The following is a 17,149-nucleotide window of genomic DNA, read 5'->3' on the forward strand; positions in this document are numbered from 1 at the left end:
TGTTGTCCCCTTTTAAACGCATATCTATTCTGCGTTTATAATCCGGATGTTTTTTATCTTGATTTTCAATATATTTTAGCGTTTTGTCAACTACAGTGCTTGCAGCTCCTGTATCAATTTAAACCAGATTGCACTTTGGTATGAAAATAACGCTACTCAATGACTCTTCTCTTTATATTGGATAAAAGCCACGTTAGTATCAATCTCTAATTAGAAACACTTATTGTCTTCGTTTTTGCGAAGTAGAATGTTTTAAATTCGTCTCTCAATTCTTAAAGATATAAAAAAAGTAGTTCAAAAAAAATGAACTACTTTTTATAATTACTAATCCTCTAAATACCCAAATTTACCAGTATTAAAGTCTTGAAATGCCTCAATAAGCTCCTCTTGTGTATTCATCACAAAAGGACCATGTGCTGCAATGGGTTCATTAATAGGCTCACCACTTAACACTAAAATTACGGTATCATTTAATGCTTCTACAGTAAAGGTCTCGCCATTATTGCTAAACATCACAAAATGATCTTGAGGTGCATTGGTATCTCCATTCACTTTAGCATCTCCTTCTACCATTAACAAGGCTGTTGTATAGTTTTCAGGAAAAGACAATTGCGTCTTTGCACCTTTTTTGAGCTTTACATTAAACATATTTATAGGCGAAAATGTAGATGCCGACCCTTTATGACCTTCATAGTTTCCTGCAATCACTTCTACTTCTCCACCATTGTCCGGTAAAGCGACTTTGGTTATCTCTGAATTTACGATGGCTTGGTATTTTGGAGAGCTCATTTTATCCTTTGCTGGCAAATTCACCCATAATTGAACCATTTGAAACTCGCCACCTCTTTTACTCCATTCGGTTTCATGAAATTCTTTGTGTAAAACTCCTGAAGCGGCTGTCATCCATTGCACATCACCTTCACCAATAATACCTCCACCTCCAGAACTATCATCGTGTTCAACGCGACCTCTATATGCAATGGTAACCGTTTCAAAACCTCTGTGAGGATGCACACCAACACCTTTTGGTTGGTTTGTTGGTGGAAAATTATACTTTGAATTATAATCTAGCATAATAAACGGATCCATACGTTGCATGGTTGATGTTCCTGGAATGAAATTATGGACTCTAAATCCATCACCAACAAAATGTGGTGTTCCTGGTTGGGTTACTTTTTCTATACTTCTTAATTTATTAGTTTTCATAGTTCTATTTTTTTTAATTAATACTATTTGCCAATTTTATTTCGAATGAATTGTCTAAATAGTTACTTTGTGTGTTTGGCTTGTTTTTTCTCCAATAGGACGTCTTAACAGTTTCAGATATCGTCTTATTATCAGTATATTCTACCAAAGTGGCATCGTCATATAAAATGGATATCACCTGACTTAATTTACTTTTATCTTCGATATTAAATGTGTTAGATATTGCAACCACATTATAAGCTTGTTGTTGTAATTTTTCAATGGCAATTTCTACAGCATTTACAGTAGAAACTTTCCAGTTTAAAACTTTTGGAATAGTCGTGTCTCTAGTGACCACTAGTACTTTTAAATGTCTCATAATTTATCCTTTCTATTATTTACTGTAAAACTACAGCAACAATAAGAGGCGTGCATTGACATTTGATAAGAAGCAAAACCTTTAAACTAGTAAAGTCGAATTTCTAGGGTTTAAAGTTTTCGTTTGCTAATGCTTTGCGCACTCTACTCAAACTTTCTGGTGTGATTCCTAAGTAAGAAGCAATCATCCATTGTGGCACCCGCAACATAATATCTGGATACATATTTACAAATTCTAAGTATCTAGCTTTTGCTGTTGCTCCAATTAATAAAGTAACTCGTTTATATAAATGCCGAATATGATTTTGTAGTAATTTTTCGTTTTGAATTCTAAAATTTGAATTGACCTTTACAACTTCACTAATAAAGGCATCGTCTAATACGACTGTTAATGTATCCTCAATAGCATCAATATAATAGGTTGAAGGCTCTTGAAAAAACACACTTCCACGATCACTAACAATCCAACTCTCCGTAGCGAACTGTAGAATATTTTCTTTTCCTTCTTCATTTAAAGCATAAAACCGAAGCACTCCTTGTTCTACAAAGAATGAGTGCGAACAAACCTCACCAGCTTTTAATAAAAACTCATAACTGGTAACTGATTTCGTTTTTATGAAAGGTTCTACTTGTGCAAATTCTTCTTCAGACAAGCCTCCTTTTTCGATAAGAAATTTTCTAAAATTTGGTAACGACATTATTTCAAACTAAGATTATGAAATTACGACAATACTGCGTAAAAAAAAAGACCTACCTTATTAAAAGATTGGTCTTTTTTCTAATTAGCTTTTTTAATCTAAGCTTTTACATAAGAATCTGAATGCACATTAGCAATTGCTCTACCAGAAGGATCGTTCATGTTTTTAAAGGCTTCATCCCATTCTAAAGCAGTTGCTGTACTACATGCTACACTTGCTTCTTGTGGCACACTCAAGGCTGCTGCATCACTTGGAAAATGCCCTTCAAAAATAGTTCTGTAATAATACTCTTCCTTGTTCAAAGGTGTGTTAATTGGAAAACGGAATTTCGCATTTTCTATTTGCTCGTCTGTTACTTCTTTTTCAACGAGTTCTTTTAAGGTATCAATCCAACTGTAACCGACTCCATCACTAAATTGTTCTTTTTGTCTCCAAGCGACACTTTCTGGAATGTAGTCTTCAAATGCTTTTCTAATTACCCATTTTTCCATACGTTCTCCATTGATCATTTTATCTTTTGGGTTAATACGCATAGCCACATCCATAAATTCTTTATCTAAAAATGGTACACGACCTTCAATTCCCCAAGCCGCTAAACTTTTGTTTGCTCTTAAACAATCGTACATGTGTAATTTATCTAATTTACGCACCGTTTCTTCATGAAACTCTTGTGCATTTGGTGCTTTATGAAAATACAAATAGCCTCCAAATAACTCATCGGCACCTTCACCAGACAATACCATTTTAATTCCCATCGACTTAATAACTCTCGCCATTAAATACATAGGTGTTGACGAACGGATTGTGGTAATATCGTAAGTTTCTATATTGTGAATAACATCTTTAATCGCATCTAAACCTTCTTGAATGGTAAATTTTATTTCATGATGCACAGTTCCAATATGATCGGCTACTTTTTTAGCAGCTGCTAAGTCTGGAGATCCTTCTAATCCTACAGAAAAAGAGTGTAATTGTGGCCACCATGCTTTTTCTTTATCATCGGCTTCTACACGTCGTTCAGAATATTTTTTAGCTATAGCCGAAGTTACAGATGAATCCAAGCCACCAGATAATAACACTCCATAAGGTACATCACTCATTAATTGTCTGTGTACAGCATCTTCTAAGGCTTGTTTTACTTCAGCAACACTGGTTTCGTTTTCCTTTACGGCTTCGTATTCTGACCAGTCGCGTTTGTACCATTTTACAAATTCACCATCTTTACTAGACATATAATGTCCTGGAGGAAATAATTCAATTTTAGTACAAATACCTTCTAAAGCTTTTAATTCTGAAGCGACATAAAACGTTCCGTTTTTATCCCATCCTATATATAAAGGAATAATTCCCATATGATCTCTAGCCACAAAATATTCATCTTTTTCTGCATCATAGATAGCAAAACCGAATATTCCATTCATATCATCTACAAAGTCAACTCCTTTTTCTTGGTATAAGGCTAAAATGACTTCGCAGTCACTTTCAGTTTGAAAGTCATAATCTGGAAACTGAGATCGTAATGCCTTATGGTTGTAGATTTCCCCATTTGCTGCTAAGATTAATTTTTTATCTGGACTGAACAAGGGTTGTTTTCCAGAAGCTGGATCTACAATCGCCAAACGCTCATGAGCCATAATCACTTTATCATCACTATAGATTCCGCTCCAGTCTGGTCCACGATGACGGATTGTTTTTGCCATCTCTAAAACCTGTGGTCTTAAATCATCTACTTTTTGCTTTATATCGAACGCACATACTATTCCGCACATAACTTTTTATCTTTTTTTATTAGGCTATACTTAAATTCAGCCTTCCATTATTAATTACAGGACAAATATGAACTTAAACTTTCATATTAAAAACACAAACACGTTTAATAGTTTCATTTTGTAATTTTATTAGCCATATTAACACTAAACTAAAACCAACCCATCTTAATATTATTAGTTTTACTATGAATTTGTAAATTTTAATATTTAATTACGACTATTCGCTGAATTAAAAACTATTTTTAACAAAACCAAAAACACATTATTTCTTATGAAAACATCAAACGTATTGACTTCGATTACTTTCGCATTTTTAATGGTATTGACATTAAATGTTGGTGCGCAAGAATTTAAGGGTTTAGACAAAAGCCCTATGGATGCTGCTTCTTTTCCTGCCGATTATAAAGACTCAAACAAGCTAATTAAAATTACTTATAGTCGTCCACAGTTAAAAGACCGTTCTGTAAGTGAATTAGCAAAAGAAGGTGAAGTGTGGAGAACAGGTGCTAACGAAGCTGCTGAACTTACACTTTATAAAGACATGAAAGTAGGAGGTACTGAAGTAAAAGCAGGAACTTATACATTTTACGTTATTCCTGGACAAAAAGAATGGACAGCTATCATCAGTACTGACCTTAATGTTTGGGGAAGTTACTTCTACAACAAAGAGAATGATGTAGCACGCGTAACTGTACCTGTAACTAAAGGAAAAGAGTCACTAGATGCTTTTTCTATTGCTTTTGACAAGGGTGACGACGCCTTAGAAATGCATTTAGGTTGGGGAACTGTTAGAGTTGCCGTTCCTTTTAAGATGTAATTGTTAGACGTTAGACAAAAATCAAAAAAGTTCCGAGAATTATAAATCTTCTCGGAACTTTTTTATTTAATTCTTATTCGAATCGCGCTAATACCTAAACTTACGGTATATTCAAATATTTATGCGTCTGTAATGATACTTTCCATTTAGGATTTGCCATCACATAATCTACAATCAATGGCATCATCTTATCGCGCTTACTCCACTCTGGTTGTAAATACAAAATGCAATCCTTATTTACTTTTGCTGCTTGTTCTTCCGCAAATCTAAAATCGTCTTTATTAAAAATAATACATTTTAATTCGTGTGCTTTTTCAAAAACTTCATCTGTTGGTAACTTCATTTTTTTAGGCGACAAACAAATCCAATCCCACTCACCTGTTAACTTATAAGCACCAGACGTTTCAATATGCGTTTGCACACCTTTTGCTTTTAATTGCGCTGTTAACGGTCCCATATCCCAAGTTAATGGCTCTCCACCTGTCACAATAATGGTATCACTATACTTTACGGCATTTTCAACAATTTTTTCAGTTTCAGTAGGAGGATGCAATTCTGCCAACCAACTTTCTTTAACGTCGCACCAATGGCAACCCACATCACAACCACCAATTCTCACAAAATACGCTGCTGTTCCTTTGTGGAAACCTTCACCTTGAATGGTATAAAACTCTTCCATTAAAGGCAGCAATAATCCTTTATCTATTAACTCTTGTCGTTCTCGTCTTGTCATAAGGATGCAAATATATTAATAAGTATGCAGTATTTAGTTGCAGTGAACAGTAAACTCTACGCAATACTTCAACATTTATTCATAGAGACTTAATATTTTGTCATATTTACTTTGCAATACGAAGACTGTGACTGAAAACAATTTCATACTTGATTAAAATTACATTATTTTTATCCAAATTTTCTGATTAATGAAAAACTCTGAAGCTTTTATAAAAGACATTAACGATGGAAACACGTTTAAAGGCGAATTTATTACCTTAGGTTCTGCCATGTTAGATGGTGAAACTAAGACCAATACTTTTGTAAAGGTTCCATTAAAAACCATGAACAGACATGGACTTATTGCTGGTGCAACTGGTACAGGAAAAACAAAAACGCTTCAGGTTTTAGCCGAAAATTTATCTGAAAAAGGTGTACCTGTTTTATTAATGGACATCAAAGGAGACTTAAGTGGCTTAGCAAAGGCAAGTGATGGACATGCAAAAATTGATGAACGACACGAACAAATAGGCTTACCTTTTGAACCTAAAGCTTTTCCTGTTGAAGTTATGACCTTGTCCGAACAAGATGGAGTTCGCTTAAGAGCAACGATCAGTGAGTTTGGTCCTGTTTTAATTTCAAGAATATTAGATGTTACTGAAACCCAAGCGGGAATTATTTCTGTAATTTTTAAATATTGTGACGACAACCATTTGCCTTTATTGGATCTTAAAGATTTTAAGAAAATCCTACAATATGCTACAAATGAAGGCAAAGAGGAGTTTCAGGAGTCTTATGGTCGTATTTCAACAGCATCAACAGGAGCTATTTTAAGAAAAATAATAGAAATTGAACAACAAGGTGGTGATTTGTTTTTTGGCGAAACCTCTTTCGATACTCAAGATCTATTACGAATTGATGAAAACGGTCGCGGTTTTATTAATATAATAAGACTAACAGATATTCAAGATAAGCCAAAATTATTCTCAACATTTATGTTGAGTTTATTGGCTGAGATTTATTCAACGTTTCCCGAACAAGGAGATAGTGGAAGACCAGAGTTAATTATGTTTATTGACGAGGCGCATTTAATATTTAATGAAGCTTCGGACGCCTTATTAAATCAGATTGAAAGTATTGTAAAACTCATTCGAAGTAAAGGAGTTGGTTTGTATTTTGTAACTCAGAATCCAACCGATGTTCCAGAAGCCGTTTTAGGACAGTTGGGACTAAAAATACAACATGCCTTAAGAGCATTTACTGCAAAAGACAGAAAAGCGATTAAATTAACGGCTCAGAATTATCCTGACACAGAGTATTATGATACAGCAGAAGTTTTAACATCCTTAGGAATTGGAGAAGCCTTAGTTTCAGCATTAGATGAAAAAGGAAAACCGACACCATTAGCGGCGACAATGTTGCGTGCACCAATGAGCCGAATGGATATTTTAACGGAAGCTGAATTAGGCGGATTGTTATCGCAATCTCAACTGGCCAAAAAATACAATCAAGAGATTGACCGAGAAAGTGCTTACGAAATGCTAAATGAAAAAATTAAGCAAGCCGAAGCCGAAGAAGCGAAACAAAAAGCCAAAGAAGAAAAAGAAGCTTTAAAACGCGCAGAAAGCAAAAAACAAACCCGATCTACTAGAGCTCGAAGTAACAGAATGAATCCAATTGTAAAGGTTCTAACTAGTGCAACCGTAATCCGAGGAGTTTTGGGAATAATAAGTAAAATGATTAAATAGACACTAACTTTTTGAAATGAAAAACACCTTATTTACTGTAATTATATGTGCACTTTTAATAACTAGCTGCACAAAAGACAAAGCGCAAAATCCGTTTGAAATTGCTAAAAACCACATTGGTTTATTAACAGATTCTACTCAGGTAAAAGAATTAGATGCTATTTATAGTAAGGACTCTATTGTTAGATACGTTTCTGGCGATGATTACATAGGATCGGTAAACACCATTGAAGTTTATGAAAAAGGAGGCAAAAAACTCTTAGACCTAACACCTAGAAAAGCCAAAGATTCTACTTCTGTTATTAAGAGTGTAAACATTATTGATTCGCGTTACAGCACCAATAAAAAGATATCAAACTTAAGTACATTTAAAGATATTAAGGCTGCTTATAAAATTTCAAAAATTGACAATTTAATTAATGTGATTGTGGTATCGGTTAATGAAATAAACGCCTCTTTTACAATTGATAAAAAAGAATTACCGGCAAGTATGCGTTTTGATATGGATATGGCCATTGATCCTATTCAAATTCCTGAAAAAGCGAAGATTAAATACTTTATGATTCATTGGTAAGCGACGTTTAGCAGTCTTCAATTAATAGCAAACATTTAAAATATGCCTAAAAAACAAAACTATACTATTCAAAATACCCCTTTTTTATTCCCAACAGAAGATGGTAAAATTATAAAAGAACATTTTGGAAATGCAACCGATGGCAATTCAGAAATAAGTATTGCTCATATGGTTGCACCTGCTGGCTGGTCTGAACCTTTTCAGACCCCAGAGTTCGACGAATACACATTTATAATAAAAGGAAAAAAGCAATTTATTATAGATGGAGACACGATTATTTTAGAAGCTGGCCAATCTATTAAAGTAAACAAAAACGTACGTGTTCAATATTCTAATCCGTTTACAGAACCTTGTGAATATTTAGCAATTTGTCGTCCAGCATTTTCTATTGAAGCCGTTAAAAGAGAAGACCAATAGCATGAGTAGTTTTGTAATTAAATCCATTGGTAGTGCACTTAATGCAACGAGCTTAATATCAAGCAAATTTGCAGCAAAAAGAGCAATAAATTTATTCTCATCACCGAGAAAAGGGCGTTACAACGACGACCAAAAACGTATTATTGAATCTGCTTTTTTTGAAGAAGTTACCTATAACAATTTTGATATTGCAACCTACCGTTGGGTTGGGAAAGGTAAAACCATTTTATTAGTACATGGTTGGGAAAGCAATACATCGCGATGGGACTATATTTTAAAAGATTTTAAAGATCAAGATTATAACATTGTTGCTTTAGATGCTCCTGCACATGGCAGATCCGATGGCAAACGATTTACGTCAATTTTATATGCTGAGTTTATAAATGTTGCTATTAAAAAATTTAAACCAGAAGTTGTAATTGGACATTCCGTTGGCGGCATGGCTAGTGTTTTTAGTGTCTATCAAAACCAGTTACCATCAGTAGAAAAACTCATATTATTGGGAGCTCCTGCTAATTCAATTGGTGTATTTGATAGATATAAAAAAATGATGGGTTACAATAGTCGCATTTCAAAAGGCATAGACTCTATTATTTTAGAAAGTTATGGACAACCTATCACCTATTTTTCAACAGCTGAATTTACAACTTCTATTGAAGCAAAGGGTTTAATTATTCATGATAAAGAAGACCGAATCATTCCTTATGAAGATGCGCTTCTTCTTAAGAATCGTTATAAAAATTCAAAATTAATTTCTACATCTGGATTTGGACATGGATTAAAAGATGCATCCTTAACACCTCAGATTATTGAGTTTATAAATGAGTAATCTTTATTGTATTTTTACACTATGTCAGAAGATTTAAAACGCCTAAACAAATACCTCAGCGAAGCTGGTTATTGCTCTCGTAGAGCAGCCGACCGATTAATCGAAGCAGGAAGAGTAACCATTAACGATGTTGTGCCAGAAATGGGAACCAAAGTCGCATCGGGAGATGTGGTAAAAGTAGATGGTGAAATTATTGGAGAACGTAAGCAAGACTTTGTGTATTTGGCCTTTAATAAGCCAATAGGAATTGTTTGCACTACAGATACACGTGTTGAAAAAGACAATATCATTGATTACATTAACTACCCAAAACGTATTTTTCCTATTGGAAGATTAGACAAACCAAGTGAAGGTTTAATTCTACTTACGGACGATGGAGATATTGTAAACAAGATTTTAAGGGCGAGTAATAATCACGAAAAAGAATACATCGTAACTGTAGACCAGCCCATTTCTCAAACGTTTATTGAACGTATGGCTGGCGGTATTTATTTAGAAGAATTAGATAAGCACACCAATAAATGTGAGGTTAAAAAGATAGATAAATTTACCTTTAGTATTATTTTAACCCAAGGTTTAAACAGGCAAATTCGTAGAATGTGTGAGTACTGCAATTATGAAGTACAAGCCTTAAAACGAATTCGGATAATGAATATTAAACTCGATATTCCTGTTGGAAAGCATAGAGAACTAACTAAAGCCGAATTTAAAACGTTGAATCAATTAATTAGTGATTCTACAAAAACGTATGAGGCTAAGCACAACTACACAACAAGAAAAAACAGGCGCTAATTATGGCTGTATTACCATTTCATCTTGCCATCCCTGTTCATGATTTAGCTTTATGCAGAGATTTCTACACCAACACACTTCAACTTGAAGAAGGACGAAGTAGCGACCATTGGGTAGATTATAATTTCTTTGGGCATCAGTTAGTAATTCACTACAAAGCAAAACAGACTGAAGAGGATTCTCATACAAATGCTGTTGATGGCAAGGCTGTTCCTGTGCCACATTTTGGTGTGGTTTTAGATTGGGAAGCGTTTCAAAAATTTGCAGAATTATTAAAATCGAAAGGCATAAAATTCATCATTGAACCTTATATTAGGTTTGAAGGCCAAGTTGGAGAACAAGCAACGATGTTTTTTAAAGATCCTTCTGGAAATGCTCTAGAGTTTAAAGCTTTTAAAGATATGAGTCAGTTATTTGCAAAGTAAAAAATTCAATTCATAGATGCTGAATAAACATTCGCTTTCCTAAAACTCTAATAACAAAAATTTTGTTGTCATCTGAAAACTGATAAAAAATTACTTAGGCTTTATACCTATAGTAGTATAGGTTATGAGCAAATGTAGAAGCGTCTCTTGCCAATTCCAGTCGTATTGCTAGTTCAGTTAAAAACAATTCTAAATTATTTAAATAAGACCTAGCTGGTTCTGCACCAAAAATATTATTTTCCCAATCTATAAATAGAGACAATATCTAATGAAGCTGCACCAGATAATTTATATGTTACCATCATCTACATCATTCATTAAGTCTGAAATAGATTTCTGACTTACTCCACTATTAAAACCTTCATCTATTGCCATTTTTAGTTCTAATAACTTTTCATTTTGAATCTGGTCTTTTCGTACTAAATCTCTAATATATTCACTATCATTGGTGAAATTTCCAGATTTAATTTTCAACTTAATCCATTCATTTTGCTGCTCTGTAAATGTTATTGTTTTCCTAATCGTTTCCATAAATAAACAATTTGGATGTAAAATAACGTAAAATTGCACCTTTTCCTATTTAGCTATTTTTCTTCTTTAATCTAAAAGGCAAATAAATCAATAAAAACAAAGGAATTACAATTAACTGCACTACTAATATATAAAACGGCCATTCACCAAAATAATCTAATATTGATGCTGATTTTGGCTTTTCATTTAAGTAGAAATAATTCGCATCTAGTATATAATTTAGTCCAACCATAATAAGCACATACACTTGAAGTGCTAAAAAAGATTTAAAAACACTTTTTAGCGTTGGCTTCATTTTTAATTCGAATATGAAATAGAAAATAATGGCTAACAAGCCTAAATGAACCATCCAATATCTAAAGTAATCGAAGCTTGGAAATCCTTTCGTAATATCTGGTGTAATTACGGCTTGTAAAGTTCCGCCAATGATCCAAAACACTAAAATCTCAAACATCCAATATTTACGATAATATGTAAAAATGGGAATCAGCAATGCCATTAAACTACAGAGATAAAGTGGTAAATCGGTTTTAAAATTATAGTTATCGCATGCTATTCGATAGATATGAAAACAAATCAGTGTAGCCGAAACAAGCCAACCCAAATAATGAACGGCTTTTTGTTTTTGAAGTAAACTGAAATTTTTCCTAGAATATTTTATTAGATATATCGTAAAACCTAAAGCAAAAAGAATAGGTGTTAAATGTTGAAAACTACCAATCGTTACTTTTGTCTTAACGATTAATGGTAATACTATTTCCACCTTAGAAGATTACCTTTTATGTTGTCTATGTTGCTCTCTAGCCAACAAGGTATTCTTTAATAACATTGCAATAGTCATTGGTCCTACTCCACCAGGAACTGGTGTAATAAAGCTTGCTTTTTTACTTACGTTTTCAAAATCAACATCACCTGTAATTCGATAACCTTTATCAGAATCATCGGTAACACGTGTAATACCAACATCAATAATAACGGCATCATCTTTTACCATTTCTGCCTTTAAAAAATTTGGTATTCCTAAAGCTGAAATAATAATATCTGCTTGCGATGTAATCTGTGTTATGTTTTTAGTGTGACTATGCGTTAGGGTAACAGTAGAGTTTCCTGGAAAACCTTTTCGACCCATTAAAATACTCATTGGGCGGCCAACAATATGCGAACGACCAATTATAACTGTATGCTTTCCGTCTGTATCAACTTTGTAGCGCTCTAACAATTCTAAAATTCCAAAAGGTGTTGCAGGTATAAAAGTAGACATGTCTAATGCCATTTTACCAAAATTCATTGGGTGAAACCCATCGACATCTTTATCTGGATTTACCGCCATTAATACCTTTTGTGTATTAATTTGGCGCGGTAATGGTAATTGAATTATAAATCCATCAATATCGCTATTTTCATTTAACTCTTCAATTTTATCTAATAACTCTATTTCACTTGTTGTACTAGATAAACGCACCATTGTAGATTCGAAACCAACACGCTCACATGCTCTAACTTTACTACCAACGTATGTTAAACTTGCACCATCATTACCAACTATTACAGCCGCTAAGTGTGGTACTTTTTCATCATTAGCTTTCATCTTATCGACTTCGGCTTTGATTTCGTTTTTAATGTCGTTGCTTACTTTTTTTCCGTCTAAAATTGTCATGCTTTTGGTTATTGTTTTCTCGCAAAGACGCTATGGCGCAAAGCTATAATTGATTAAATATTTATTATTAATGTCAACTGAAGACTGAGTAAGAGACTGCCAACTGAAGACTGAATACTGTAAACTATTTAGGCATATTCTGCATCATCTGCATCATACGTTTTCCGCCTCCACCTTGCATCATTTTCATCATTTTACTCATTTGCGTAAATTGCTTTAAAAGCTGATTCACTTCTTGAACAGAAGTTCCTGAACCTTTTCCAATTCGTTTTTTACGACTTGAGTTTATCACTGCTGGATTAGCGCGCTCTTCTGGTGTCATTGAATGAATAATAGCTTCTATACCTTTAAATGCATCATCATCAATATCTATATCTTTCATCATTTTGCCTGCTCCAGGAATCATGCCTACTAAATCCTTCATGTTACCCATTTTCTTAATTTGCTGAATCTGTTTTAAGAAATCATCAAACCCAAACTGGTTTTTGGCAATCTTCTTCTGTAATTTTCTAGCTTCAACTTCATCAAACTGTTCTTGAGCACGCTCTACAAGAGAAACCACATCTCCCATCCCAAGAATACGATCTGCCATACGCGATGGATAGAAAACATCAATCGCTTCCATCTTTTCACCTGTACCAATAAATTTAATCGGTTTGTTAACTACAGATTTAATTGAAATTGCAGCTCCACCTCTAGTATCACCATCTAATTTGGTTAGGATAACACCGTCAAAATTTAAAATATCATTAAAGGCTTTCGCTGTATTCACCGCATCTTGACCTGTCATAGAATCGACAACAAACAAGGTTTCTTGTGGCTCAATGGCTTTGTGAATGTTAGAGATTTCAGTCATCATGGCTTCATCTACAGCCAAACGACCAGCAGTATCAATAATTACCACATTATGACCATTTGCTTTGGCATGTGCAATACCAGCTTGCGAAATTGCCACAGGATCATTATTCCCTTTATCACTAAAAACCTCAACACCTATTTGATCTCCTACAACATGTAATTGATCTATCGCAGCAGGACGATATACATCACAAGCTACTAATAAAGGTTTCTTTGTTTTTTTATTTTTTAAATAATTAGCAAGTTTACCAGAAAACGTTGTTTTACCAGAACCTTGCAAACCAGACATTAAAATCACACTTGGATTACCAGAAAGATTAATTCCTTCGGCATCTCCACCCATGAGTTCGGTTAATTCGTCTTTAACGAGTTTTACCATTAACTGACCTGGTTGTAATGTGGTTAATACATCTTGACCAAGTGCTTTTTCTTTTACACGAACGGTAAATTCTTTTGCAATTTTAAAGTTAACATCGGCATCTAAAAGCGCACGTCTTACTTCTTTTAAGGTTTCTGCAACATTGACTTCTGTAATGCTACCATGACCTTTTAATACGTGTAACGCTTTATCTAACTTATCACTTAAATTATTGAACATGTTTTTAGTCTTCAGTTTTTAATAAGTTGCAAATTTAAGAATTTATGAGGGAATTATGAATGGGTTTATAAATTAGTTTACAGTTGGGTTTGAGGCTAGAAGTTGGAAGTACGAAGCAGGAAGCTGGAAGATTGATATATTGGCAGAAAGCAAACTGAAAACTGAATACTGAGGACTGAGAACTGAGGACTGAGGACTGAGGACTAAAAAAAAGAGCCACTCATGACAAATGACCCTTTTCAATCAACTTAACTTACTATCTCATTGTTTCTTTATTCACAGGTTCTATCTAGAACAATTTCAATACTACTATCATTAACATTGTGCAACACTAATTGGTTTGCTGTACATTCTACAACCAACCAGCTTCCATTAATGGCTTGGATATTTGGTTCTGCTACATTAGAAAAATCTATAACAACGCCATTATTGGTTTGTGCTGTTGACCAACCAGCATTGATGGTAATTGTATCTGTATAAATCACTACAATTTCTGTGTCTTGTTCAAAGGCAAGATTATAATTGACTAGGTTGTCACTTCCATTGTAGCTTGTGATATTCCATTGACATTCTGCTAAAATTCCTGAGACATCTCCTTCTGTACAAGAACCAGCATTACAGTTAACCACATTTAATTGAATTGGAAATATTTCAACCATGCCATTGATTTCTACTCTTGTATAAATAGTCGTATTCAATTCTGCAGTATTATAACTAACAGGATTTGCAATAGGATTTATGTCTGCTGTAGCATTAGATTGTGTTTCATAATACGATACCACATCTGCACTTGGTGTACAGTTTGAAAATGCTATTGGAAGATTGAAATCGTAAAGCACTGTTGCATCAGAATAACACGTTTCTAAAACGGCATCAAAACTTTGGAAACATTCAAAATAATTACATTCGATGGTATTTAAAAAGATAGAAAATATTTCAAAATCACCATTACTAGCTTCAATTCTCAAAAATATTTCACTACCTGTTGCTTCATACGCTTCTGTATTTGTCAATGCATTTACATTGGTTTCCGCATCAATTAGGGTTTCATGAAAAGACGGAATATAGGATGCCATACAATCTACCAAACCAATAGTTTCTGCATTTAAATTAAAAACAGCAGAACCGCTCTGATTGGCACATTCCACTAATTCATAATTGTCAAAACAATTAAAAAGATCACTATTACAGTCCTGCTCCAACACTAACATTTGGTCACCTTTAACAAGTACAATGCTATCCGCATCACATTCAACTATTACCCAATCTCCTTCAAGAGCATCTTGAAACGCTGTTAATTCTGAAAAATTTAATATTACGCCTTCTTCATCAACAGATAGATTCCACCCTCCGCCAATAGCAGATGTTGCCATGCCTTCGGAAATTTGTAAATCTCCATTGGTGTTGAATATCATACTATTATTTTCAAAATTGCCTGTTCCATCACTAAAATCCCACGGACATTCTTGCAGAATAGTACTAATATCAGAAAGTGAACAATTTAAATCATCTTCACAAACCTGATTAAGAACCATAGTTTGTTCACCTTTTATAAATTGAATGGTCTCATCATCACATTCTACAATTTTCCAGTCGCCACCTAAATCTTCGAAACCTGAATCTAAGTTAAGAAACGTTTCTCCGTCTGTTGAACTTACAGACCAGTCACCAACAACATTATAAGTACTACCATCTTGAAAAACAGCAAACGTGTTATCTAAATAAAATACTAATTCAATACCAACAAACTCAGGAAAACTAGAATAAGTCGAAATTTTCCATTGGCAGTCTTCTAACTGTGATGCTACAGAATCTTCGGTACAATTATTATCGTAACAATCATCACCAGCTACCTCAATAGCATCAGATAACTCCTGGTTGGTATTTACCTCAGTGGTTTCTCCATTTGCGTACTCTAAAGATACTGGGAAGTTTAAACTAACCACAACAGCATTTTCATCGTCTTCTAAACCATCTAAAAAACCGTATAAGCTTTCATCATTTTCAATGATTACAGTATCAATAAGATTAAACTCAGCATTAAATACTGAAAACGACATCGGATAAACAAAGTCTACACAGTCTATAGCATTAGTTTCATCTTCAACACAGGCGTTTATAAAACTTTCTAACGCTTCTTCATTTGCAATCACAGTTTCGCTGTAATCACTAAAAATAATAGTAATTGGAAATATAAAATCTAAGACATTATCTTCACTAGTAGTATAATTTAATAAATTTTCAAGTTCGTCTAAATCAGATTGTGTTTCAATAGTAAAAGTAATATCACTGATTACAATTGTAACAGGTAATTCTACAGAAAAGCAGCTTGATTCATCTAAAATATCGTCAGCAGCACCATAATTAGCAGTAGTTCTGCCCATTAGGTTAGCTAAGGTAGAATTGGCGACAATAGTTTCTTGATCATTCGGAGTATTTACTTCAGTAATCTCGTCTTGACAAGAGGTCAAGTAAAACAGGGCAAAAAGGACATAAATAAATAGGTGCTTTGATTTGGTTTTCATGGTTTTACGCTTTCCGTTTATTATACAACAATTAGTCTTCTATATTCCCTACCTCAATTATCTAAAATATTATTTATAATTTGTGAACCTATAAAACTCCATGAGTAAACCTATACAAGATAATATTTGCGAATCGCAGTTATTTGAGCGTTTATATAAAAAGCACGCCAAAAACCTGCATGATTTTTTGCACTACAAGTTTGGAGATCAGCTATGTCCACAAGATAAAGTTCAAGAAGCTTTTATAAAATTATGGCAAAACTGTGGTAAAGTTTCTCCAAACAAAGCCAAAAGTTATCTGTTTACAACCGCAAATAACCTAATGCTTAATGCTTACACACATCAAAAAGTGGTTTTAAAATACAGTAAGCAACCACAAAATCACATCAGTAATGAAACACCCGAATTTGTATTAGAAGAAAAAGAGTATCATCTAAAATTACAAAAAGCGTTGAGCAAATTAACGGAAGCACAACGTGTGGCGTTTTTAATGAATAGAGTTGAAGGCAAACGATTTAAAGAAATAGCAGAAGTTTTAAATATCTCTGTTAAAGGTGTAGAAAAGCGTATTTACGGAGCTTTGAAAAAATTACGTGAAGACATTGATGAACTATAACATGTTATGAAAGTAGGG

At 33.8% G+C, this 17,149-nt stretch carries 18 protein-coding genes; 8 read left to right on the forward strand and 10 right to left on the reverse strand.

Annotated features, from left to right (window positions below; translation table 11 throughout):
- Positions 1-324 precede the first annotated feature (324 nt).
- The 4 genes from K1X16_RS14820 to asnB all read right to left on the reverse strand — a co-directional run bounded on the left by K1X16_RS14820 (position 325) and on the right by asnB (position 4,030).
- Positions 325-1,206, reverse strand: a complete 882-nt coding sequence (locus K1X16_RS14820; RefSeq protein WP_225036963.1) for a pirin family protein — start codon at positions 1,204-1,206, stop codon at positions 325-327.
- 13 nt (positions 1,207-1,219) lie between these two features.
- Entirely contained in the window at positions 1,220-1,564 is a 345-nt protein-coding gene (locus K1X16_RS14825) for a hypothetical protein (protein ID WP_225036964.1), read from the reverse strand.
- 103 nt (positions 1,565-1,667) lie between these two features.
- Entirely contained in the window at positions 1,668-2,261 is a 594-nt protein-coding gene (locus tag K1X16_RS14830; RefSeq protein WP_225036965.1) for a Crp/Fnr family transcriptional regulator, read from the reverse strand.
- Between the two features lie 98 nt (positions 2,262-2,359).
- Positions 2,360-4,030 carry an asparagine synthase B gene (gene asnB / locus K1X16_RS14835; protein WP_225036966.1) on the reverse strand — a complete coding sequence of 557 codons (1,671 nt, stop codon included), beginning with the start codon at positions 4,028-4,030 and terminating at the stop codon, positions 2,360-2,362.
- A gap of 271 nt (positions 4,031-4,301) precedes the next feature.
- Here asnB and K1X16_RS14840 point away from each other — a divergent pair, with 271 nt between their 5' ends.
- Positions 4,302-4,847, forward strand: a complete 546-nt coding sequence (locus K1X16_RS14840) for a DUF2911 domain-containing protein (RefSeq protein ID WP_225036967.1) — start codon at positions 4,302-4,304, stop codon at positions 4,845-4,847.
- Between the two features lie 100 nt (positions 4,848-4,947).
- On the opposite strand, the gene K1X16_RS14845 is transcribed toward K1X16_RS14840, so the two are convergent.
- On the reverse strand, positions 4,948-5,580 hold the full coding sequence (locus K1X16_RS14845) for a 7-carboxy-7-deazaguanine synthase QueE (protein WP_195871691.1): 633 nt from the start codon (positions 5,578-5,580) through the stop codon (positions 4,948-4,950).
- Positions 5,581-5,770: 190 nt separating this feature from the next.
- Between K1X16_RS14845 and K1X16_RS14850 the strand changes: the two genes are divergently transcribed.
- Genes K1X16_RS14850 through K1X16_RS14875 form a run of 6 tightly spaced genes read left to right on the forward strand, consistent with a single transcriptional unit; the run spans position 5,771 to position 10,346 of the window.
- Positions 5,771-7,309, forward strand: coding sequence for a helicase HerA-like domain-containing protein (locus K1X16_RS14850; protein WP_225036968.1), 1,539 nt, complete (start codon positions 5,771-5,773; stop codon positions 7,307-7,309).
- A gap of 16 nt (positions 7,310-7,325) precedes the next feature.
- Positions 7,326-7,883: a hypothetical protein gene (locus tag K1X16_RS14855; protein WP_225036969.1), complete on the forward strand. Its 558-nt coding sequence runs from the start codon at positions 7,326-7,328 to the stop codon at positions 7,881-7,883.
- A gap of 42 nt (positions 7,884-7,925) precedes the next feature.
- Positions 7,926-8,300, forward strand: a complete 375-nt coding sequence (locus K1X16_RS14860) for a cupin domain-containing protein (protein WP_225036970.1) — start codon at positions 7,926-7,928, stop codon at positions 8,298-8,300.
- A gap of 1 nt (position 8,301) precedes the next feature.
- The gene (locus K1X16_RS14865) at positions 8,302-9,129 is read left to right on the forward strand and encodes an alpha/beta fold hydrolase (protein ID WP_225036971.1); all 828 of its coding nucleotides are present in this window, start codon (positions 8,302-8,304) and stop codon (positions 9,127-9,129) included.
- A gap of 21 nt (positions 9,130-9,150) precedes the next feature.
- Complete coding sequence (gene rluF / locus K1X16_RS14870) at positions 9,151-9,921, forward strand: 23S rRNA pseudouridine(2604) synthase RluF (RefSeq protein WP_225036972.1); 771 nt, start codon at positions 9,151-9,153, stop codon at positions 9,919-9,921.
- Positions 9,922-9,923: 2 nt separating this feature from the next.
- Positions 9,924-10,346 (forward strand): VOC family protein, encoded by a 423-nt coding sequence (locus tag K1X16_RS14875; protein ID WP_262902582.1) that lies wholly within the window; start codon positions 9,924-9,926, stop codon positions 10,344-10,346.
- 288 nt (positions 10,347-10,634) lie between these two features.
- Here K1X16_RS14875 and K1X16_RS14880 read toward each other — a convergent pair whose 3' ends face one another.
- The 5 genes from K1X16_RS14880 to K1X16_RS14900 form a co-directional block, all read right to left on the reverse strand.
- Positions 10,635-10,877 carry a type II toxin-antitoxin system ParD family antitoxin gene (locus K1X16_RS14880; protein WP_225036973.1) on the reverse strand — a complete coding sequence of 81 codons (243 nt, stop codon included), beginning with the start codon at positions 10,875-10,877 and terminating at the stop codon, positions 10,635-10,637.
- Positions 10,878-10,926: 49 nt separating this feature from the next.
- A complete protein-coding gene (locus K1X16_RS14885; protein WP_225036974.1) occupies positions 10,927-11,640 on the reverse strand; it encodes a TIGR02206 family membrane protein in 714 nt (237 codons plus the stop codon).
- Between the two features lie 9 nt (positions 11,641-11,649).
- Positions 11,650-12,534 carry a bifunctional 5,10-methylenetetrahydrofolate dehydrogenase/5,10-methenyltetrahydrofolate cyclohydrolase gene (locus K1X16_RS14890; protein WP_195871683.1) on the reverse strand — a complete coding sequence of 295 codons (885 nt, stop codon included), beginning with the start codon at positions 12,532-12,534 and terminating at the stop codon, positions 11,650-11,652.
- A gap of 124 nt (positions 12,535-12,658) precedes the next feature.
- Positions 12,659-13,990, reverse strand: coding sequence for a signal recognition particle protein (gene ffh / locus K1X16_RS14895; RefSeq protein WP_225036975.1), 1,332 nt, complete (start codon positions 13,988-13,990; stop codon positions 12,659-12,661).
- A 272-nt stretch (positions 13,991-14,262) separates the two neighbouring features.
- Entirely contained in the window at positions 14,263-16,515 is a 2,253-nt protein-coding gene (locus tag K1X16_RS14900; protein ID WP_225036976.1) for a hypothetical protein, read from the reverse strand.
- 100 nt (positions 16,516-16,615) lie between these two features.
- Between K1X16_RS14900 and K1X16_RS14905 the strand changes: the two genes are divergently transcribed.
- Positions 16,616-17,131, forward strand: coding sequence for an RNA polymerase sigma factor (locus K1X16_RS14905; RefSeq protein ID WP_225036977.1), 516 nt, complete (start codon positions 16,616-16,618; stop codon positions 17,129-17,131).
- Positions 17,132-17,149 lie beyond the last annotated feature (18 nt).

It is taken from the genome of Winogradskyella sp. SM1960 (assembly GCF_020179375.1).
Classification (GTDB): Bacteria; Bacteroidota; Bacteroidia; order Flavobacteriales; family Flavobacteriaceae; genus Winogradskyella; species Winogradskyella marina.